The sequence below is a fragment of the Paenibacillus rhizosphaerae genome, from assembly GCF_014192015.1.
Taxonomy (GTDB): domain Bacteria; phylum Bacillota; class Bacilli; order Paenibacillales; family Paenibacillaceae; genus Paenibacillus_AQ; species Paenibacillus_AQ rhizosphaerae.
In genome coordinates this window covers 74,444-96,470 of sequence record NZ_JACHXJ010000001.1, presented here as the reverse complement: position 1 = coordinate 96,470, position 22,027 = coordinate 74,444, and the positions used below count along the sequence as shown (strand labels likewise).

The window sequence follows — 22,027 nt, the reverse complement described above, 5'->3', positions numbered from 1 at the left end:
CCCATCATTTTTTTTATTTTTCAAAGCATTCCCTTAAAAGAGAACTCTCCAATACCGACTAGCCCTTTACGGAACCGAGCATCATTCCTGAGACGAAGTACTTCTGCAGGAACGGGTATACGCCGAGTATCGGCACAATGGAGACGACCATCGCCGTCGCCTGGACGGAGAACGGAGTGACGCTCGTTCGAGACATGGCTGCAGCTTGGGTGTCGCCTGATGGCACCATTGTCTGATTGATAACCTGCATCATGCGGTAAGTTAGTGTACGTAACCCCTCGTCCTGTACAAAATAGGCTGAATCGAGCCAAGAGTTCCATTGGCCGGAACCAATGAACAAACTCATCGTCGCGAGCAACGGCATCGATACCGGGAGGACAATTCGTGCAAAAATATGAAGCTCCGAAGCCCCGTCGATTCGCGCTGATTCCCCCAATTCATCCGGGATGTCCCGGAAGAAGGAGATGGCGATCAGCAGAAAAAAAAGGTTAAGCATGCCCGGAACGACGTAAACTGCAAAATTGTTAATAAGCCCAAGGCTTCTCAGCACGATATAGAAAGCAACCAGACCTCCGGAGAAGTTCATCGCGATCACGACGGCCAGAAAATATCCCGATCGGAAAACCAGATCCCGCTTAGACAATCCGTACGCCACAAGGCAGGTGAACAGAATTCCGAGCGCTGTCCCGATGACCGTTCGGAGCACCGAGATACCAAACGCTTTAACCCATTTCGGATCCTGAAGAAAATAAGTGTAGTTACTAAGGGTAAATTGTCTAGGCCACAAGTATACGCCGCCGGCAGCTGTATCCGTACCTTCGTTGAACGTAATCAGTAGAATATAATAGAAAGGATATAAGGTAATGAAGACCACAACTACGAGAATAGCCGTAATAACAGTATCCAGCACGCGGTCCTCCACTGTCTTCCTTCTTCGCATCCCTTTCACCTCGCATGGGATTGATATATGGCTCGATCAGAACAACCCCGTCCCGGACAGCCTTTTTGCAATGGTATTGCTTCCGAAGATTAGCAGTACCGAAATAACGGATTGCATCAAGTCGACGGCCGTGGCGAATGAAAATCGTCCTTGGGCGAGACCGATGGAAAATGCATAGGTCTGAATGATCTGGGATTTGTCGCTGTTGAGTGAGTTACCCAGTAACATCGCCTGCTCAAAGTTGGAGCCGACAAGGCCGCCTCCCAGCATACTGCCGATCGTCAGAATGAGAATGACGATGCTTGCGCTCTTCAAGCCCGGCAAGGTAATGTACAAGATCCGCTTCAATCGACCCGCTCCGTCAATCTCCGCCGCTTCATATAGAGAAGGATCAATACCAGCCAGCGCGGCCAGAAAAATAATCGTCCACCACCCCGCTTCCTTCCAGATCGCCGTCGAGACAGCCAGCCCCCAGAAGGAATCTGGATTCGTGAGCACTTCAAGCGGCTTCCCTATGAGGTGAAGGTTAAGCAGTAGGTCGTTTACAACTCCGTAGCCGCTCGACAGGAAAGCGTTTGCAATACCGGTAACGACAACCCAAGATATGAAATGCGGCAAATAACTTACGGTTTGAACGAACCTCTTCAAAAATACGTGACGTACTTCGCTGAGCAAGATGGCGAACAGAATTGGGACCGGATAGGAAAATATAATCTTCAGAATGCTAATGACCAGCGTGTTGCGCACAAGCATCGGAAAATTATAGTCGTCGATTAGCTCCCGAAAGTGGGACAAGCCAGACCAAGGGCTCGTGAAAATACCCTCAATTCCGCTGGATATCCTGTAATCCTTAAAGGCAATAATAATCCCGAACATCGGAATATAGCTGAAGATGAGTAAATACGCCAATCCAACCCACACGAATACTTGAAACGGCAATTGCCTTTGCAGGCGCTTCATAGTTGACACTTGGTTCACCTCCTCATTGGTTGCTTCAAAACAACGGATCTGTGAATTAATTATAGATTCTCGATGAAGATAACGAATACAGTTCATAATTTGAATTGTAGTGATCATTTTATACAAATATAGATAGCGCTTTCATTACAGTGCATCCGTAAAGATTTCATCTCACAGCATATTTGGTTAAATGTCCAGGAGTCTTATCGGTTTCGTCACGGTCATTAATACAGTCCGTAAAGAGATCAAGCTCAGCATAGACCGCGATGAATGGGAATGGATTAAGTTTGACGATATTATCGCAGCCAGTACATAAGCTATTTTCATCCCAACTTCGACTGCTTTTTGTTCTCCTTAGGCCGGCAAGTGAATATCGGGCACGAACTCATGTTTCCCAATAATCGCGTGACGATTTGTCTCAATCGCGGGATCGTTCGCTAATTCAGCTCATCGTCAAAATTTCGTTTAGCATTGTGCATTGCCCCGCTACTGTGTTCACGATGTTTTGCTATCAACCCAAAAAAGGCGACCATTACTTCCTGGTCGCCTGTCCTATCATGATTTTCCCATATAACTCACCGCTAGGATGTTGTATTCAATCTGGTGACCCCTCTCGCGAACAAAGCCGTTCTATCAATTAGAGTAATATTTCAGCTTATAAATTTTTGCGTTACTAAGGGACACTGCGGTTACTTGTCTCCAAAATGTCGTTTCACCACTTCATAAGCCAGCTTCGGACGGCGGTACATGTCCACGACGCCTTTGATATTCTGCGTTGTCACCCTCCATAGTGGTCCTACTTTTTCCTCCGTTACCCGACAGTCACAGAACTGCCAAATGAACATGCCGGATATAAAATGCCTGCTTTGGTATGCAGTCAGGTTTTCATCGATGATGTCCGCCTGCCGCTCCTCTGTTCCCTTGACCCGGGAGGGCATACGGTACCCGTAAACGGCATCGGCTCCGAACTCGCTCATAATCATCGGCTTACCCAGTCCTCCTGCTGCATCAGCCCAGCCTCTGGCTTTGTCGCACAGCTCTCCTGCGTCCTCTGGGCCGTACCAACCTGGATAGAGATTAAAAGAGACAATGTCAGCCAGGTCAAAACAAAGTTCCCTTTCCCGGTGGTGGGAAGCAAACGTCAGCGGCCGACTTCCGTCAAGTGAGCGAATTTGCTCCAACTGCCGTTGATAATGCACTCGTCCTTCCTCAGTATGACTAGCGCATTCATTTAGAATAGCCCAGATTATGATCGATGGATGGTTATAATGCTGTGTGACCATTTCCCGATTCACATCTTCACATTGCTGAATAAAGTTTGGATTCCGCATTTGCTCTAACGTCAATCCGCGGGCGTGATTTTCTTCCCATACATAAAATCCCCGCTCATCGCAAAGGTCCAGAAAACGCTCGTCATTGGGATAATGACTCGTCCGTACGCTATTACAACCCATATCGGCCATGAGATCCAGATCCTGGACCATCAGGTTCAATGAAAATGAAGCTCCAACACTGCCGTGATCCTCGTGGCGGTTAAATCCTTTAAGGACGACGTCCTTCCCATTAACCTGAATTTTCCCGTTACTCGTTGAAATGACCCGGAACCCTACCCTTTCAATCAAATCATCGATCACCCCGCCATCGGGATCTTCCAATTGCACTTCCAGATTATACAGCGCAGGGTTCTCATGGCTCCATGCCTCGACGCCCGAAAAGGCCATGGAGTGGCTAACGGACAGACTCTGGCCCGCGGGTAGTTGGACCAATCCAAAGTCCAGGGACTGGCCGGCCACACTTCCCGTCACCCGGAACTCCTGGTCTGTATCAGTTATGCTGCAAAGATGTAACCGAATGTCAGCTTCCCAGCCCGTGTCGTTCCTCCGTGGTTCAAATTCGATCCGATCGATAAAAGCGTCCCCGATCTCCTCGACGCTTACAGGTCGGATCAACCCGCCATACGTATAATAGTCATTGTGTACATGCAATGACGAGCCTTCGTGAAATCCGTTATCCACCTCAACCTTTAGCACATGGTCACCCGGATCGACGTCTTTTACAATCGCTGCAAATGCGGTATAGGCATTGTAATGATGGGCTACAGGAATACCGTCAAAAGATACGTCAGCGGTATGGCTGACTCCCTTGAACACGAAGCGCAGCGAGGTTTTCTGCGACGTGTGGATTGATTTGCGGTATACGCCTCTTCCTCGGTAGGAAGCCAGGTTCGGATGTTGTTCCCAGCATCCGGGAACCGGAAGCTGATATACGGGGGCGTCCTGTTCTGTTCTATCTTCGCTCATCGTAGTAAATGTCCAAGTGCCCTCCAGTGAGCGGGTTTTTCTTATGCGGTTTGTTTCGAATAGTCTGATCAAAACCGTTTCCCTCCAAGTTATTAATCTTATATTTGGGTTTTACTCTTTAATGGCGCCAACCATGACGCCTTTGACAAAATACTTTTGCAAAAAAGGATACAGCAGCAATATCGGAACCGTAGCGATGATGATCGTTGCATATTTGATCGTTTCCCCGATGGCCATCTGGTCGGACGTTCCCACGCCGACGGACATGGAGCTGGTGTCGTTACTGATTAAAATTTCCCTAAGGATAATTTGCAGCGGGAAGTATTCCCTGGTCTGAAGAAAAATCGAAGCATAAAACCATGAATTCCAATGAGAAACCCCATAGAACAGGATCATCACCGCGACCACCGGCATGGAAAGAGGAAGAACCACACGGAACAGGATCGTCCAATCTCCCGCTCCGTCAATTCTGGCTGATTCCTCCAGACTTTCGGGAACCGCCTGAAACGCCGTCCGCATGATGATAAGATTAAATGCGCTCACGGCCGAGGGGATGATGACCGCTAGGCGGTTATCCAACAGATGCAGATTCTGCATCAATAAATACAGCGGGATCAGACCTCCCTCAAAGAACATCGTGAACACAATCATAAACATGACCGCATTTTTTAGCATAAGATGTTTTCGGGAAAGCGCATACGCTCCGAGAGACGTCATGATAATATTGAGCAGCGTGCCGGCTCCGACATAGAACAAGGTGTTCCCAAACGAAGTTAAAATATTGGGATTCCGAAACACCATCGCGTATGCGTCAAGATTAAATCCGTGGGGGTAAAGCGTAATCCCCCGGTTCTGAACGACATACTGGGGATCGCTTACGGATGAGATCAGAACATATAAGAGTGGGTATAAGGTGACCAGGGATACAACGATCATGAACACGACATTAACGATGTCGAATGCTTTTTCCCCTGGCGACGGTTTGATCAGCATCTTGATCCCTCCTTACCAAAGTTTCGTCTCGCCAAGCTTCTTGGCGACGGCATTTGCCGTTATAAGCAGAGCAAAGCTGATGACAGCATTAAACAGGCCGACCGCAGCGCTGTAGCTGAAGTCCGCTTCCAGAATCCCTTTGCGATATACATAGGTTTGAATAACATCGGCGGTCTCGTAGATCACCGGATTGTACATCAGAATGATTTTCTCAAAACTAACCGTCATAAATTTGCCTATAAACAGAATAAGCATGATCGTTATGGTCGGAATGATGCCCGGAAGGGTAACATGCCACATTTGTTTGAATCTCCCGGCGCCGTCCATGCGCGCCGCTTCATATAATGTAGGGTTAACCGTACTGATAGCAGCCAGGTATACGATAGAACTCCATCCGATGCTCTGCCATATTTCGGAGGAGATATAAATCGTTCGGAACCAGCCGGGCGATCGCATGAACGGGATGGCTTCGATCCCCAGGTAACCGAGGACCTGGTTGATAAGTCCGTCCCTGGCCAGGAAATCGAACAGCATGCCGACAATGACTACAAGCGAAATAAAGTGTGGCATGTAAGAAATGGTCTGCACGGCTTTCCGGAGTTTGCCGCTTCTGAGCTCGTTCAGGAGCAGCGCAAATATAATCCCGGTCGGAAAGAAAAAGATCAGGCTGTACAGGCTGAGCAGAAGCGTGTTCCCCAGGATTCTCCCAAAATAAACGCTGCCAAAGAATGACTCGAAATGCTTCCATCCAACCCACGGACTCCCACCGATCCCTTTCGCAGGGCTGAAGTCTTTAAATGCAATCTGCAGGCCGTACATAGGACCATAATGAAAAATGACATAGTAAGCGACAACCGGCAGCAGCATAAAATACACGGCTCGGTTTCGGACCAAGTCCCGGCATAACCTCGTAAAGTAAGATGACACCTAGGTTCCCTCCTCATTAGCTGTAAGAATGGGAGCCCAGGGTACTGAAGACCCCAGGCCCCTCCTGACGTCATCAGCGTTTGGAATATCGGTCAAGCGCGGCTTGTTCAACCTGGATGGCTTCCTCGATGCCAAAGCTCTTCAGCGCTTCCACATATTTAGGGAAATTACTGAGCGGTTCGGTACCCATGATGAATTTGACCACCATTTCATCCGAATACGTGTTTACGTCATTCATGATCGATGCAATCTTGCTGCTCTCTTCGGATGTCAGGGTCATTAATGGCAGCTGAAGATTATTCTTTGCCTTGGACCAAACATCAAGCGAATCCAGCTGTTCCGGATACTTCATTTGTTGAAGGAAAGACTCTACGTCCTGGACAAAGGGACCTCCGTACTGGGTTCTCATAAACTTCGCTTGTGCCTGTTTGAACGTCAACTTATCCGGATTATCCGTAATCAGCTCGGTGTATTCAGGCTTGCCGTTTACCATGGTATAGCTCTTACCCTCAATGCCGAAATTAAACAGCATGTGGCCCTCATCACTGTATGCCAGATCCAGCCACTTGACGATTTGCTCCGGGTGCTTTGCCGCCGAAGTAATGGCCGCGGAATGCTCACCTGGATAGGTCGGACTGATCATGCCCGCTGCGGATACCTCTCCCTTGTTCAGCGTCGGATTAGGGAGGGCCGTCATTTTAAATCCGGGTACGCTGTCCTTCATCAGATCGGTAAACTTCCCGATTGTGCCGCTGGAGTATCCGTACAGGAGGCCGAGCTGGTTGCCAGCTGTCTTGGCGTCCTTCAGTTTGCCGTCTACAGCAGCAAAGTCTTTATCGATTAAACCTTCGGTATACCATTTGTGCATGGTAGTCAGAAATTGTTCGAATTCCGGCTGGATTTCCCCGTAATAGACCTTCCCGTCTTTTTGGTAAAACTTGTCCAGTATGCCCCAGGCACCAATCATCGAGTTCAAGAGATCGTTCCGGACAGCACCCACTTCGAGCAGGAATGGAATTTCGTCCTTTTTTCCGTTACCGTTCGGGTCCTTGTCGCGGAAAGCTGTCAGTACCTGTTCCCATTCATCGATTGTCGTTGGCGGCTGCATTCCGACCTTATCCAGCCAGTCCTTACGAATCACCGGACCGTAGTAAACCTTCAGGCGGTCGTCCTCCCGAATAAAAGGAAAGGCATAGATATCCCCCTTATCCGTCTTAATCATATTGGCGATATCCGGATGCTCATCCAAGTACTTTTTAAAATTCGGTGCGTATTGATCGATCAAATCGTTTAGACGGATGATCGTTCCGTCATCAATTGCATTCTGCGGTCCCTTCGGAACCGTCAGCCAGTTCGTCTGGATGACATCCGGCAAGTTTCTGGAAGCAATCATGAGGTTGAACTGCTCCTGGATTTGGGTGCCGCCACCGGTCGGATGCTTAAAGTCCACCTTGGTGCCAGTCATTTCTTCCAGCTTTTTGTAAGCCTCATTTTCATTAAAATTCGTCATGGATACTGCCGAATCTCCATCCAGCTCCACCCAATAGCTAAATGAAGCTGGATACCCGTTCTTCCCTTCCGTTTGCCCGGACTCCACCTTGGATCCGGCTGGCGCTGCACCTTCACTTCCTCCGGAGCATGCAGTAAGAATTCCTGCGAATAAGACGGCCGCCATCCCGTAAGCCATGCCTCTCCGCCATTTCTTCTTTTTCAATTCCATGAACCTCCCCAATATTGGACTTGATTACAAGGGCAGATTTACTCTGCGTCCTTCTGTGTTTAAATCTACGGAAAGTGGGTGCGGGGATAAATATCAAACATTCAAGCTGGATAAATCAAGCTTAAGATCACCGGTTATCCATTTTTAAGATCGGTTCGTTTGGTTTTGGATTGAGCGATACCTTCCCTATATTTTCCTGGAGTGATTCCCTCTAATTTCTTGAATACCTTGGTGAGGACGATATTGCTTGCATAGCCGATCTCCAGTGCAATTTCATGGATGGTGAGATTTTCTTCGGCAAGAAGACGTTTTGCATTTTCTATCCGTATCCGTGTAATGAAATCCGTGACATTCTCACCGCTCTTCTTTTTAAAGAAAGAAGATATATATACCGGGTTCATATTTAAATGGTCCGCGATCATCGATAATCCCAAATTGTTGTCATGGTAATGAGCTTGAATAAACTCACGGATCTTTCTGAGCAGCGCATCTTGGGGATCCACTTTATCCGCTTGGATCCGGGAGGCGGTTAACCTGAACATTTCTTTGATGCGAAGGTGCGCGCTTAAGGCGGTATCCGTATCCGTGATCAGTTTGGACGGCTCTGTTTCGTCACCCAAAACTTCCCTATAATCGATCTGCTCGGACTCGAGCAGTTTGATCAATGTGCTCAGAAGATCAAGGAAGAACCACCTTCCCATTTCGGGTGTCAAATGATCCTGTTCAAAATTAAGGTCGTATAAATGATCGAGAAGTCTGGCAGCATTTTGAAAGTCACCGTTGCGCGTATAGTTTAATAGCTGTGCTTCAAGCTCCGGTGGTAAACGATAAGTCTCGCTTTGCCAGTTCTGTACTTCATCATAATAAGTAATGGAACGGGTTCCCCTTGTCATTTTATAGCTGAGGGCAATCGTGGCCTCTTCAAAACATTCCGAAAGCCGCTCTAAACCACTGTGACGACGGCTGATACCGGCCGAGACGGCCGTCCTGAATTTGCTAGCCATCATCTCAATGAAGCTTCTCGCATAGGCATGAATTCTATGATCATCCTCATCCGATACGTCGTTTAGCGGGACCAATACCAGCATGCGTTTCTTTCCAAGCTCGAGCATATAGCCATCGCCGTTCAACAGTTCCTGGCTGACATTGTTCATGATAAATCGGAGCAGGATCCACTCCCGCTCGGTATCCTCGGTCAGAAAGCTCGGGCTTTCCTCCACATCCAGAATGATGATCACAAAGTCATTATGATGAACATTAATCCCCATGAAACTCAGATCTTCATGGGTAACCTCCCTGCCGTCAATCTGGCCACGAATCAGGCGTGACAGGAAATCGGAACGGATAATGGGCATTTGTGATGATAATCTGTGCTCCATCTCTGCTTCCTTGCCGAACAACTGCTGCATCGTTTCCGCGATGAAATTCAATTCGTTCTTTCCTTCACTTCCTATCGCCGTCCGGCCATGCTTGATCATGGCAACAAGCCCTTTTATCGGCGAGTAGTGGCGCCGAGCCAAAAATACACACAGCAGGGTACCCATCGCCAGGCAGATCGCCATCAGCAGCAGACTCCATAATTTAACCCGGTTAACCTGCGCCAGAACAACATCCTTGGGGAATACCGAAACGTAAGTCCAGCCATTCTCCGAAGAAGTTGTGTAAGATACGAGCATATCCGCACCTTGAACGGGCAATAGAAACTTGCCCGATGTTTTTTCCAGACTCGGTTTAATATGGGCCATAACTTCTGAGTTCTGACCTTCACCTTCTGGACCGATGAGTAGCTCGCCTTGTTGGTTCAGGATATAAATGCTGCCGTTATGCAGCCCCTCTACCTCCCGCAAAAGATCCGTGAATTGCCGTTTCTGAATCAGGACAACTAGACTTCCTTTGGCTGGTCCTAATTCTCCGAACGGAAGGGACTGAATAAAGGTAATCATCGGCTCTGCTTTGAACTGGCTTATGATAAGGTCGGTGCTGAGGTAGGACTTGAAGTGGCTCCCCAGAAGCAGGCTGCTGCGATAGGAATTTTCCGTCATCCCTTTATATTTGTAAATCTGCTGAAACAAAGTGGATGAATCCGTCTTCATACTAGGACTTACTATCGTATCCGTATTGCCAAAATAAACATACATATCATAGATTAAAGTTAAAGAGCTGTACGCCTTGTACCTGGCTAAGTCCTTCATGAGCTCAATATACTGGTACTGTTCCTTAGGTTGGGCAGGGTCCGCCGGCTTTTGCATCAGAACCTGCTGTTTAGGGTGAAATGCGACTTGACGCATCAGGCTGTCAATTTCTTGCGTTTTACCGTTAATTACGTGTTTGGTCTGCTCCAACATGGCTTCATTGGCCCGATAGGCATTGTCAATCAGAATCTGCTCTATTTTCAAATAAACAACGCTGCTAATCGTAACCGGTACGATGAATACAACGAAAAATGATATAAACAGCGTGGCAAATACACTCTTGTTTCCCCGCTTAATGGCCATATTGAATGGCACTTTCATACTTCTCATCCTTTCAAACTGGGCAGTTATTTTATGAATTATAGCACAGCAGAAAAGGGATCCGATTAACCATTCTATAGAATGGTTAACCGTAATCAAGATCCTTAGAACGACTGGAAAACCTTCTGTCCATATGGTTTTTCTCCTATCGCGAATCACAACACTGATCTCAAGATCAAACTGAAGAATCCGGCCGGTGCACAGTGGCTAATCCAGATCGTATGAGCAGTGGCGATGGGGCAGAGATTGTCGAGCCACTCCGGTTGCGGAAGAATTAAAGAGTACTCCAAAATCTTTTATTCCGAAGTATGACGCACAGATGTCACACTTTTTTGTTTATCCTGAGACTGTAGAAAACGAATGAGACAGAACCTTAGGAGGAGATTTGGAATGGCAAAAGTATTGATGGTGAAAGCGAACGACCGGCCGGCTGATCAATCCGTCAGCGTTCGGATGCACGATGCGTTCTTGCACGCGTACCAAGATGCACACCCTGATGATCAGGTGGAGGTGCTTGACCTCTACCAGGCCGAGGTGGTTTTGCTCAATGCGCGGGACGGCAACTACTCGATCGATGATATGGCACCTTACGAGATGGCGATTACTTATATGCGGAACATCGTCGGCTTATGGGGCATTCGGCATCCGGAAGGGATCGTTATCGAAGGGCATCATCAGCATAGCGGCGATCCCCTGGATATCATGGATATGGGGCTACGGGAAACAACGGCTTTGGCCATCCGATTCTGAAGATCCGGTTCATGTAGTAGACGTTCTACCGCCGACGGAATAAAAAGCGAACGAAAGGGTGAGTGGTTATGCCAGCAATCACGGAAAAGCCGCGAGTCACATGGGAAGAAGTTTGCGCGAGGCGTCTCGATCGTCATGGATTATCTTCTCCTCTTGAGGAAATCAAGCTTCCCGAAATTACCGGAATGCTCTGTGGCGTGCATGCGCAGGTCTTATCGGCCGCAGAGTTGTCGATCGGATTGAGGACGACGAGAGCAAAACGCGAAGATATCCATGAGGCCTTGTGGAGGGAGAAGAGTCTTGTCAAAGCGTTCGGACCGCGCGGCACCGTGCACCTGTTGGCTTCGGATGACTTGCCGATGTGGACCGGAGCATTATCGGCCATTCCTTTATCATCTTCTAGCACGCCTAGAGACCCCGCCAGCCTTCCAGAGAAAACAAGATTAACGCCAGAACAGACAGATGAGATCGTTGAAATTATTGCAGACATACTGCGTCATGAGGAGCTGACGATTGAAGAACTGGGCGAAGCGGTGATCAGGGCTGCCGGACCTTGGGCGGACGACCGGGTTGTTCCGGCGTTTGGCGGGATGTGGCCCAGATGGCGTCTTGCCTTGCCGATTGCAGGCATTCGGGGAGCCTTGTGTTACGGCCCCAGCCGGGGGCGCAAAGTAACCTATATCAGTCCTGAACGTTATTTGCCCGATTTTCAGCCAATGGATGGGCGTACGGCGCTTTCCCAAGTCGTCAAGCGTTTCTTGCTTGCTTATGGTCCGGCCACGCCGCAGCAGTTCGCGAAGTGGTTGAATGTATCTCCGCTATGGTCCGTGGAGCTATTTAAAGCCATGACCCGGGAACTTCAACCAGTCGAGGTGGATGGAGAAACTGCATGGGTGGTAGCAGGAGACGTTTCGTTCCCGTCCAAAGGACCTCATGGCATTCGATTGCTTCCTTACTTTGATTCCTATGTAGTAGGCTGCCACCCGCGGGATCGAATTTTCCCCGGAGTAGCTGCGGAACGTGCGTTGTCCGGCGGCCAAGCCGGCAACTTCCCGGTTATGCTTGTGAACGGCATCGCCGCAGGTGTTTGGAACCTTCGCAAGGCAGGCCGAAAGCTTTATATTACAGTGGAACCTTTTGCCGAACTAACGGCTATACAAAAGCGCGAACTAGCCGACCAGGTAGAACGGATCGGCCAATTCCTCGGGGGACAACCCCAACTAACGATTGGTGCCGTGACAACAGGGGCACATGCGTAAAAGTGAAGGAGCCCTGGTTAAGTTTCATTCGGGATTGATATCAAACACTTGCCCCACATAGCGATAAGGGCATGTGACTGTGAGACCCTTGAAATCTTTGTACTCCCCCAAAGGTCTCGTCGTCTAATCCGATCCGTTTTTTATGTAAACCGGGATGCCATTTCATGGATTTGATTCAGAAAATTTAAAAACGTACAGCAAAAAAACTTCCACAGGACGAAGCCTATAGTGGAAGTCTTTCTTGTACGATTGATTCATTCCAAGACCTGGCTTTGCTCTTTTTTCTCCTGAACGACCGGCATCATCATCCCGTCATCCATCGCCATCATCGTCACGCTGGAGGATTCGGGAAATTCATCGTGCTGCGTAATATCAACCGGCGTGTCGAAGATCGGTTCCGCATATGCCAGATGAGTCCGCCCGCGCGCCAATATTTGGCGATAATTCCCGCTTTCGCCATCATAACCGTCATGATCCCAGGGCACAAATGAACGCGCATTGCAATAGTGGCACACGAAGGAACGCCGATAACGGTCCTTCGTCCGGTTTGGATAAGACCGGTGGAACAGATGTGAATCGAAGAACAGTACATCTCCATGCTTCAACCGTACCGGAATCGGATCCGGATAATTGGATACCACCTTGGACAGTGTGTTCACCTCATCGTCCAGGTGGCTAACATTCTCTACGGAATGGAGGTCTGAGGCTCACGACCTTCTATCATTCCTCGCAAAAGACGCGTCTCTTACATTGTAGTAATGGCAAAGGTGAGCTTGCCTGTTACCGCATCGTATTTTCCCGAGGTTTCCTTAACCGTCTTTCCAACACCGTCAATATAGTAGATCGTGATGTGCTCGGGCTTCTTTAATTCTTCCGGTGTCGGTTGATAATGGATGGATACCAACACCGGAGCTTGATTGTTTTTCCATTCCAATCGCTGGCCGTCAACTAGTGCGGTTAACTTCAATAACGTTTTGTTCCCGACTTTCACTTTTTGCTCCTTTTTCAAGATGGAGGCGTCAGCAACCGTCATATTGATCTCTACATTGGAAGCTCCAGCTATATCCTTCTTCTCAAACATGTTATCTGGCACAGTGATGTTGGATAGGGCCGTCTGAATCGCCAGCCTGTTTATCCCGGTGCCTTCCTTAAACAATGGTGCCGGCAGGCCCGTTACGTAAGATTCCGCTCCTGCTACCTGCTCCACTTCAATCGTAGCCAGCTTCTTTCCTGTACCATCGCTCGGAGTCTCGGCCAACAGCTGCTGAAGCAGTTGTTCCGTTATCTCAGCCTTAGCGGCTGTACCCGTAAGGATCGGAGTTACCTTTAGGGTAGATCCTTCCAGCACTGGCGGCACTGCGCGAACTGTTATAGTAGCTACGGCCTTGATGTCCGTGCCTTCAACCGTACCGTTTACCGAGAAGCTTCCTTCATTTGCATAACGGCTGGGATCCATAGTATCCCATGTTACGTTCACATTGGATGTAGATTGATTACTGTATTCGGCCGTAACCACGGAAGGCAGTACTGGCGCCGTTCCTACTGTCGTATTCACCGTAATTGGGGTTATATTTGTGATGGACGGGGCTTCTACAAATGTTACATTCCCATACCACTGGGTAGAGGCATATGAATTTAATCGTCGGTTGCTCCACATCGTTGCATTATCCCGAATACCATCATAGTTGCTATCATCACTGGCCCCAGCGTCAAAACCAATAACGGACCCTACGGTACCGGATATGGTTTTCAGTGGGAGCGCTGCTTCAATGATATAACCGCCCTCCACGACACGTGCTGCAGAGGTGAAGATGTCCGGTGTAACATTCGTACCCCCGCTTTTCAAATTCAAATAATTGACGCGATAGTGTCTATCGTCTGCTTGAAACGACGTCGTTTTGGCGTCATTCTCATCCACGAAGAACTCCATGGAGTCATGCTCCCATAAGTTACCACCTGATGCATTCAAATTGGTATCCTTCACCTCAGCTAACACATACAAATGGTGTTCATCCCATAACAAACGCACAGTTGCTTCTGGCGCCTCTTTCGTCGGGTCGCTTACATATAGGGGTTCAAAGCTCTTTGCTGCAGACCAAAGATCATCGATTTGTCCATCAATAGCCGGTGTTCCTTTTGTTGCTGTTGCTTCTTTGGGGACTTCGGGGGTTGGTTCCGTGATTTGTACGGCGTCATCTACTAAGAATGCTGGGTTATTAAATGCGGATTCGTATGCCCCAATATCCACCCGAGCATTCGACCCGGCTCCTTCATATGGACGTAGGTTACCTTCAATGTCCATGCTTGGTGCAAGTGTACGGGTACCATAATCTATAGCCGGCGAATCTGCCTGCAAGTGGAAATCATAAGCTGCTTCCGTTTCAGACACAAACTTCGGATCTAATACCCGTTCATTCATCCCTAGAAACCGTGTATTGCCGCTATAGAGGTTATTTGCAAAAAGGTTATTAAATCCGCTGTTTCCATTCGCATACTCGCCGGCTTCGTCTCTAGCAACCGAGACATTATTTAAGAAGACTGCATTGTCTCCGGACTGAACATCCATATTCGGATACGCTAAATTTGGACTTCTGCTGTTGTGATATATCGTATTGTTAATAACATGAACATTGTGACTTCTGTAGATGTGGATTCCGCCGCCTCCATTGTTATAAACAATGTTGTTCACCACTAGTTTTTTACCTTTATAGGTTTCATCCACGTCAAAAATAATGCCATTGCCATCGGAATATCCTTTAGTTTTTTCCCACTTCACCTTCGTTTCATTGTCATAAACTCTATTATTCCGAACGATAATTTTATAATCGGTGATGTTACTGTCGATATCCGTATCGTTCATAAAGCTGATGCCGCTAGTTGCATAGAAGGTATACCAGCTGTTGGAGTGAATGTCGTTGTTCTCAACGGTAATATAATCTCCGCCTCCACCAACACCTCCACCCGCCATATGATGGATATGGCTGTTTTTGACAATGATGTGATGTCCATGGAGGCTAATTCCGTTGGTATTCGTCTTGGCATATGTCGACCAATCCTTACCTCCGGCAACCTTACTGGCATAATTGGCTTCCCCTTCTGCCAATGTTAGATTGAGGTTATTGCCTTCGATTTCAAGGCTGTCGATGATAATGTAATTGGCATTGACGTCAATCATGTCCCATACTCCCTTAATATTCGGAGGGAGGAGCAGCTTGGGTTTATTGGACGGGTCATAGGCTTTATAAGTAATGTAATGCTCGATACCGGTGCTGGGATCTTGATCACCTGAACGTGTGATCGCAACAAAGTCGTTTGCGTCGTTTGTTGGAGAATACGTGCCTGGCATAATATTGACCGTATCCCCAGGATTGGTTACACTTGCCGCTTTATTAATCGTTTTGAAAGCGGTCGTTTCAGTAAGGCCATTATTCGTGTCGAGACCAGTTGGGCTCACATAATAGTTAACAGGATCGCTTGCTGTCTGCAAAGCCGTATTGACTCCTGCTGAAGCTTCCGCCTCGTGGAGCGTTCCATCTGAAGCGTCAGCCTTTGCAGCCGGTACAATCGCTGCAAAGAATGCAGGTAATACTAATGAAAGCATTAGCACCCAGACATTCATTTTTTTAAAGAATTTCAATGATTTCATCCTCCTTCGATTGTTTATTGCACGACTATCGTCTGTGGTCATTGCTCCGAATACTACAATCCCCCTTTACTGCACCCTGCAAATCTAGATCCTCTCAGAATAATCATATTTTAAGCGCTTACAAGAAAACTAAGAGGATCACTGGAATTCGTCATCATGGGTTTAGTTTGATGTACCGTAGGTATGGCTAATCTACATTCAATCTAACATGTGCCATTGGTTTAGTTATAGAAGGTAGATTTAATTTTAATTATGTTTTCTTAGTAATGTTGTAAATAACTGACGGTTAACTAATCAAGGCAAACCGAGGCTAAAAATGATCTGGCATGATCACATGGAGTTATTTGCTACTAGTTATTCAAGAGATTATAGAATTCCCTATAGAAAACAACGCTATCCCTAAAGGAATAGCGGTGTTTTCTATACTTTACCTGGTGTGTCATAATAAGATGAGTTTTTCTTCAGTCATCGGGGTTCAGCTTCTTAAATACCTCATAGCTCCGGGAGGAGCATTCAGAGATGGAAATAGGATGGAAGCCGATGACCTCCGCATAAAGGGTATCATTCAGAGGTTCAGACCAGGAAGCGGGAATTCCCTCAGCTCCCACCATGGCCCCCATAATAGAGCCCACCGTTGCGCCGTTGCAATCCGTATCCCAACCTCCCAGAACCGAAGTGGTGACTGCTCTTTCAAAATCACCTTGGCCAAAGATCAGCGAAGCCGAAACCAAAGCGGCATTATTATTGGTATGAACCGGATTATAATGCTTAAATGTTTCCCATACTCGGTCAACCAATTCCACTTGATCTTGTGCACTGCGCGCGATCGCTATCGCTTCCTTAACATCTTTAGCCAATCTACTGTTGGCGGGAATTTCACTTAAGCCGATTTCTACGATACGCTCCGGATCACTTTCCGTGAATGCCGCAGCAATCATGGCTGCTATAAACATTTCTCCATAGATGCCATTCTTGACGTGAGAGAAAGAAGCATCCCGCCAAGCCAGCTCAGCTGCAAGCTCCGGTTTCCCGGCTGCGCCGTACGCGAGTCCATCTGCACGGATCTGGGCGCCGATCCACTCCCGATAAGGGTTCAGATACGTACGAACCCAATCTTTCTGCATTTCCCATTCTGGACTTCGTTCCTTTTCCAGCAGATTCTTAGCATGAGATGTCACTTGAGCAAAGTTTAAGTAGGCCTGAGTTTCCGCTGTACAGACCTGATGATAGGACAATATTCGATGCCATAACATGCCTACATCCCAGGAATCCCATTCTAATCCCTTCTCTTCGAGCATCATAAGGCCAAGGACCGTATAACGGATGTCATCATCGCTCTCCATGAAGCAAATGTTCTCACGAAGGCTTTTAGTGGACAAATTACCAACTGTGAGGCCGACTTCCTTTTGTGCACGAGAATATGCAGGCACGTAAGACGTTATTGGCCAAGCGTCTGCACCTTGGAACCAAAGCATCACATTTTTCCAGCCCGGATTGCCAAAGCTACCTGCCATATATTCCTTCTGCTCAACAGGTTTGCCGAGTGCACAGCCGACGCTGCGTCCAAGCCATGATCCATAGAACTTGTCCCGCCAGACCTTTTCAGAATGTTTGGTCTGAAGTACCCTCGGACCATCCGGACGCTCCAGACGAATCTCTTCCAATCCAGATGGCTCCTTAAATGGAAAATCCGGGCTAATCGGAAGGTGTATGAGTTCCTCATATATCGCCATCCATTTCTGTCGATCATTGCCTGCCGTTTCAAGCTTCTCTTCGAACCCCTCCGTATTGCAGCCTTCCTCTTTGCGCTGTACAACTTCCTCTTTTATCAAATGATATAAACAATCCCATCCTGCCATAATTTTCACCCCAAACTTTTTTTCATTATAGAACCCGATCGGATGGGCAGCTTCTCAATACTGATAGGGCTCTCCTTCACTCATGCGTTACCCTCCTGTTTGCCATCAAATTTGAATGCAACCTCATAGCTTGAAAGTTCCAACTTCATTTGACAAAAGGCTTGTCCACTTTTTTCATAAACTTCGAGTGATCTGAGCTGTCCTTGCTGAAATTCACCACGGAAAGGGAAAAGTACCGTAGCATATTTCCTGATACCGGCCACCCCCCCGTAATCCGACATGATAACACGGGTGGACGGTCTAAGATGGTCCATCTTATCGGAAATACTGGCATCTTTTCGTTCGCCGCATACTTTTCCTCCAGCAGTCCATACCGCTACATTGACTTCATTGCTCTGTGTATATGCGAGTTGCCGTTCCTTATCCCAATGGGATTGAACCGCATCCAAGTGCCAGTTCAACTGAACGGTATCCTGCTCCGTGAGTCCTGAAACCTCGTCCAAGACAAGCAAAAATTGACCGGTAAACATAACTAAGTCTCTGCGATGGATGACCGGTTCGTAATTATGATGAATGGCCGAGGCACGGATCCAGTCTCCTCCATCAACGGTATACTGAATTTTACCCTGCTTTTGGGGGCCGTAGTCCCACGAGGAGAGGTATTCGAAAGGATCCTTACCATTAATCGTTAGGGTATTATGCCAGGCGGCCGACTTGAAATTGCGGCGTTCTTCCAGCCACCAATAATTATAACGTCCTGGATCTACCACCAACGGCTGGCCCCATGCCGTAAAATCAAACGACGATGGGTCAATATGCGCATGTCCGTTATAAACCGGAGTGCGACATACGAAAAACACGCTAAATGCCTGCCTGGACCAATCAGAGCGAATCGAGACCTGATCCAGCTCTTTGTCCCAAAAGATACGCGGAGGTTCATCCAATTCCTCTGCTGCTGGTACATCCAAGTGAATAAGCACCCCCGTCAGGCTCAGTAACTCTGGGTATTCAAATAAGAGAGGTATAATCGCATTGACAAATTTCTGCTTACCCATTAATGATTGAAGAAGAAGCACGAGATTGTCCTCTCCCAAAAATAGAGCTCCTAGAGACATCGTTACCGCTGCCTCGTAATCTGCGCTGGAGTCACCCCACGGCACGACCTGGCCGGTGGGTCGGCATGTTTGTATGCAGTAATTCATAGCTTGACGGAATCTTTCTACAAAGGCTTCTGAAAGGGAAATTCCGTTGTTACATGCCAGCAAAGCTACCTTGCCCATGTGAATCGTGGTGAAGTTATGATAACTTGGGCAGCCTTCCAATTGGCCTCCCTGATTAGAGAACTGAGAGGACATACAACGCTCAAGCTCCTGTTGAGCGAATGCCCCCCACTCCGCTGACTCCTCAAGCTCAGGAAAGTTCAGTGCGATGGAATACAACCCCCACATCTCGGTTAGGTAGTAATTATGGTCAGCATTAGGCCAAAACATCGGACAAACCTCACGTAGAATTCGCCCATGGTCCAGTACGGACTTAAGGATCGTTGACCGAGCAGAATCCAGCATGCCGGGAATTTGGTCCATGACCCGGATCACGAAAGGCCATACATTCCCCATCCGTTCACCGACTTCAAGCTGGCGCCAGGGGTCGACTGAACCATAAACTCGCTGGGCTTCCTTTACATCTACCGTCAGGGCAGGAGCCGGGCATGATTCGATCCAATCCAGAAGCTCCAGGAGTACACGGTCAATATACTTTCGTTGATTAGAGAACAGATACGCCTGAGCTAAAATCAACCAATGATTCATCCGATTCAACATCCATACATAACCGTTGTTATTTACTTTGTTGTCATGCCATTCCGGAGGGTTTCCTACCAGCAGCCATTGTCCGCGTGTACCTGACAGGATCAGCTTCCCTTGAAGAGCCATATCGGCGGAATGCATGGTTCTCTGCATGTAATCCGGGGAATATTGGTGGATATAATTGCATACCTCTGTGAAATCAAATGCCGTAGGCAGATCATTCACAATTCAAACCTCCTTATATCAAGGGGTGCTCCCTATTGCTTTTCATGGATCCTTGATCTTCCCAGTTATTGTGAACGTTGTGTGCCATCATCTTTCAGAACGATTTCGCCATCAAGAAGTCCATAGATTCGTCCATTACCGTAATCCTGAATGATAAGCCCTCCATCTGGTTCCACCTCTACGGAGAGGCCCCCGTCCTTATTCGGTGATTCAGCAAAATACACGTTGGGAGCCGGATTATAGATATGCCAGCCTCTGATGCTATCAATATCGTCCATAGCGAAGGCATACACCATGACATGCTCTTTGGCAAATTCATTATTCTCATAGGTGACGCGAACTGCGCTTCCTTCCTTACCCTGACCGTCTTGATTAGGCAGCGGATGATAATAGTCATGCATGAATCCCCAGGATAACTTCCGGGCACAAGAAGAACTCTTATTCCCTGAAAGAGTATCCATTAAGAAAAACTTCGTAGCTGCCTCGCCCCGCCGAAGAACGATCTTCGTATCAGAATATAGATTTGTTAGTAATTTGTTGCCACGGTTATTCAGCAAAAAGTGCGTTTGCGTCTTGACAGGCACATCCGTTGAAATCCGATCGATGATCATCATCATATTGGGAAATGAAGTTACCCATGTACGCTCCGCATTTAAAATGGGTCGCCCGTATATCGGAGCAAGATTGCAACGTACAACGGTTATACCGTCCATGCTGCTTACAACCTTCCGGTTAACCAGTGATTCTCTCGGATTCCAGAAGTTCACTCCCTCAATGGTCTGCTGGACCAGGGGTTCAATCTGACCTTCCACTTGAAAAGTCCAAGTATTATGGGAAGAGGTTGCCATGGATTTCGATTGAGTCTCCAATCGGTAGCAGGCGTGTCCCGGATCGATGAAGAACCGTTCATGATGATGAGCAAGGATAAAAGAACCTTGGTCCATATGATTATGACTGGTTACCTGAAGCACTTCATATCCAGCCTGCATACCCAAGACTGCCCCCTTGTTCAGCCATCCGTCCCGAACAATGACGTTCCCTGTTTCGAATTCCTGTACAAGCGGCAGCCCTGCCTCCTCTGGAGACAATGGTGCTGCAGCCCCGGCGTAATGGAGCAAGCTCATATACTGAAAGGAATTCACGAAGCCAAAGGTGGCCAATTCATTGCGCTCTAATTCAAGAACGGAATACGTTTCCTCAAACAACCACCGGGCCAGCCCAGCCAGCTGCGGAGATACTTCCTTGGCTCGCTTGGCTACCTGTAAGAGAAGATTAGCACTCGGGCGGAAGATTGCTGCTGAATCACCAAAATTAAGCGAACGCGGCATGATTTTCTTAGAGTTTTCCAGTGGTTTCATGTACATCAAGGATTGAACTGCCCATGGAATACAACGGGCATAACACATGAAATCGGTTTGCTCAGCCAGCTCCGCATCATAACGAGTCAGCATCTCCTGAAAATTGCTCAGATGGTGGGCGGCATAATTCCAATATTGAAGGGATTCGCCATAGCTGTCGCCATTAAACATACGGACGGCTGTCTGATAGTAACCTATCGCCTCTAACACAGCCTCACGGTCATCGAGAAGTATGGATGAGGTTCCGAAACCGTTCAATAGGACCATAAACCAGTTGCTCATATTCCCCCTTTTATTAGACATATCGTTCAATGAACGTCTGCATGGTTCCTGACATTCTTCCTTCACCTTCTCCAGGATCAGCGTTCTCTCCGAATCCGAGAACAAATCGGAGCACAACCAGCAGGCTTCCGCGACGGCTACTCCCACATGTGTGGTTTCCAGAACACCATATTGAGGAGTCGCACGTCCACGAAATGCAGGACCATGCCAATCGGTCCCTGGTCTTTCAATCATTTCTAGCACAATATGCTTGAGCCATTCCCCGACACCCTCGTCGCGGTTAATTGCATAAACAAAAGCCGCGTCACTGATTCGTTCCCAGGCCAAATGCCACCATTCCACGGTATCTCCCGGCTGTACCAGCTTAAGGGAAGAAGTTTGCTTCTCCACGCGCTGTACGAGACTCTGCCACATTTGGTCGAGCTTATCTCCTTGTGCAATGTGGTCCCGTAGATCTTGAATTTCTTCTTGTGCAAGCAATTTCATAGGG

15 protein-coding genes are annotated in these 22,027 nt (G+C 47.8%); 3 read left to right on the top strand and 12 right to left on the bottom strand.

Annotated elements, in window-relative coordinates:
* Window positions 1–58 precede the first annotated feature (58 nt).
* Window positions 59–940, bottom strand: a complete 882-nt coding sequence (locus FHS19_RS00355) for a carbohydrate ABC transporter permease (RefSeq protein WP_183577066.1) — start codon at window positions 938–940, stop codon at window positions 59–61.
* Between the two features lie 36 nt (window positions 941–976).
* Window positions 977–1,900, bottom strand: a complete 924-nt coding sequence (locus FHS19_RS00350) for an ABC transporter permease (RefSeq protein WP_183581286.1) — start codon at window positions 1,898–1,900, stop codon at window positions 977–979.
* Window positions 1,901–2,090: 190 nt separating this feature from the next.
* Between FHS19_RS00350 and FHS19_RS34540 the strand changes: the two genes are divergently transcribed.
* A complete protein-coding gene (locus tag FHS19_RS34540) occupies window positions 2,091–2,216 on the top strand; it encodes a YolD-like family protein (RefSeq protein WP_221223814.1) in 126 nt (41 codons plus the stop codon).
* A 373-nt stretch (window positions 2,217–2,589) separates the two neighbouring features.
* On the opposite strand, the gene FHS19_RS00345 is transcribed toward FHS19_RS34540, so the two are convergent.
* The 5 genes from FHS19_RS00345 to FHS19_RS00325 all read right to left on the bottom strand — a co-directional run bounded on the left by FHS19_RS00345 (window position 2,590) and on the right by FHS19_RS00325 (window position 10,353).
* The gene (locus tag FHS19_RS00345) at window positions 2,590–4,200 is read right to left on the bottom strand and encodes a glycoside hydrolase family 2 protein (RefSeq protein ID WP_246426383.1); all 1,611 of its coding nucleotides are present in this window, start codon (window positions 4,198–4,200) and stop codon (window positions 2,590–2,592) included.
* Between the two features lie 111 nt (window positions 4,201–4,311).
* Window positions 4,312–5,193, bottom strand: a complete 882-nt coding sequence (locus tag FHS19_RS00340) for a carbohydrate ABC transporter permease (RefSeq protein WP_183577060.1) — start codon at window positions 5,191–5,193, stop codon at window positions 4,312–4,314.
* Window positions 5,194–5,205: 12 nt separating this feature from the next.
* Window positions 5,206–6,120, bottom strand: a complete 915-nt coding sequence (locus FHS19_RS00335; protein WP_312887132.1) for an ABC transporter permease — start codon at window positions 6,118–6,120, stop codon at window positions 5,206–5,208.
* A 73-nt stretch (window positions 6,121–6,193) separates the two neighbouring features.
* Window positions 6,194–7,807 (bottom strand): extracellular solute-binding protein, encoded by a 1,614-nt coding sequence (locus FHS19_RS00330; protein ID WP_376771827.1) that lies wholly within the window; start codon window positions 7,805–7,807, stop codon window positions 6,194–6,196.
* A gap of 167 nt (window positions 7,808–7,974) precedes the next feature.
* Complete coding sequence (locus FHS19_RS00325; RefSeq protein WP_183577054.1) at window positions 7,975–10,353, bottom strand: helix-turn-helix domain-containing protein; 2,379 nt, start codon at window positions 10,351–10,353, stop codon at window positions 7,975–7,977.
* Window positions 10,354–10,743: 390 nt separating this feature from the next.
* Between FHS19_RS00325 and FHS19_RS00320 the strand changes: the two genes are divergently transcribed.
* Together FHS19_RS00320 and FHS19_RS00315 are read left to right on the top strand one after the other, a co-directional pair.
* Window positions 10,744–11,103 carry an NAD(P)H-dependent oxidoreductase gene (locus tag FHS19_RS00320; protein ID WP_183577051.1) on the top strand — a complete coding sequence of 120 codons (360 nt, stop codon included), beginning with the start codon at window positions 10,744–10,746 and terminating at the stop codon, window positions 11,101–11,103.
* A gap of 68 nt (window positions 11,104–11,171) precedes the next feature.
* Window positions 11,172–12,362: a winged helix DNA-binding domain-containing protein gene (locus tag FHS19_RS00315; protein WP_183577048.1), complete on the top strand. Its 1,191-nt coding sequence runs from the start codon at window positions 11,172–11,174 to the stop codon at window positions 12,360–12,362.
* A 254-nt stretch (window positions 12,363–12,616) separates the two neighbouring features.
* Here the strand turns inward: FHS19_RS00315 and FHS19_RS00310 are convergent, their stop codons facing one another.
* From FHS19_RS00310 to FHS19_RS00290, 5 genes are all read right to left on the bottom strand, one after another.
* Complete coding sequence (locus tag FHS19_RS00310; RefSeq protein ID WP_312887131.1) at window positions 12,617–13,021, bottom strand: phytanoyl-CoA dioxygenase family protein; 405 nt, start codon at window positions 13,019–13,021, stop codon at window positions 12,617–12,619.
* Between the two features lie 86 nt (window positions 13,022–13,107).
* Window positions 13,108–16,008 carry a sugar-binding protein gene (locus tag FHS19_RS00305; RefSeq protein WP_246426382.1) on the bottom strand — a complete coding sequence of 967 codons (2,901 nt, stop codon included), beginning with the start codon at window positions 16,006–16,008 and terminating at the stop codon, window positions 13,108–13,110.
* Window positions 16,009–16,469: 461 nt separating this feature from the next.
* Window positions 16,470–17,867 (bottom strand): ADP-ribosylglycohydrolase family protein, encoded by a 1,398-nt coding sequence (locus FHS19_RS00300; RefSeq protein WP_183577042.1) that lies wholly within the window; start codon window positions 17,865–17,867, stop codon window positions 16,470–16,472.
* A gap of 80 nt (window positions 17,868–17,947) precedes the next feature.
* Window positions 17,948–19,897, bottom strand: coding sequence for an alginate lyase family protein (locus FHS19_RS00295; RefSeq protein WP_183577039.1), 1,950 nt, complete (start codon window positions 19,895–19,897; stop codon window positions 17,948–17,950).
* Window positions 19,898–19,962: 65 nt separating this feature from the next.
* The gene (locus FHS19_RS00290; RefSeq protein WP_183577036.1) at window positions 19,963–22,023 is read right to left on the bottom strand and encodes a heparinase II/III domain-containing protein; all 2,061 of its coding nucleotides are present in this window, start codon (window positions 22,021–22,023) and stop codon (window positions 19,963–19,965) included.
* Window positions 22,024–22,027: the final 4 nt, after the last annotated feature.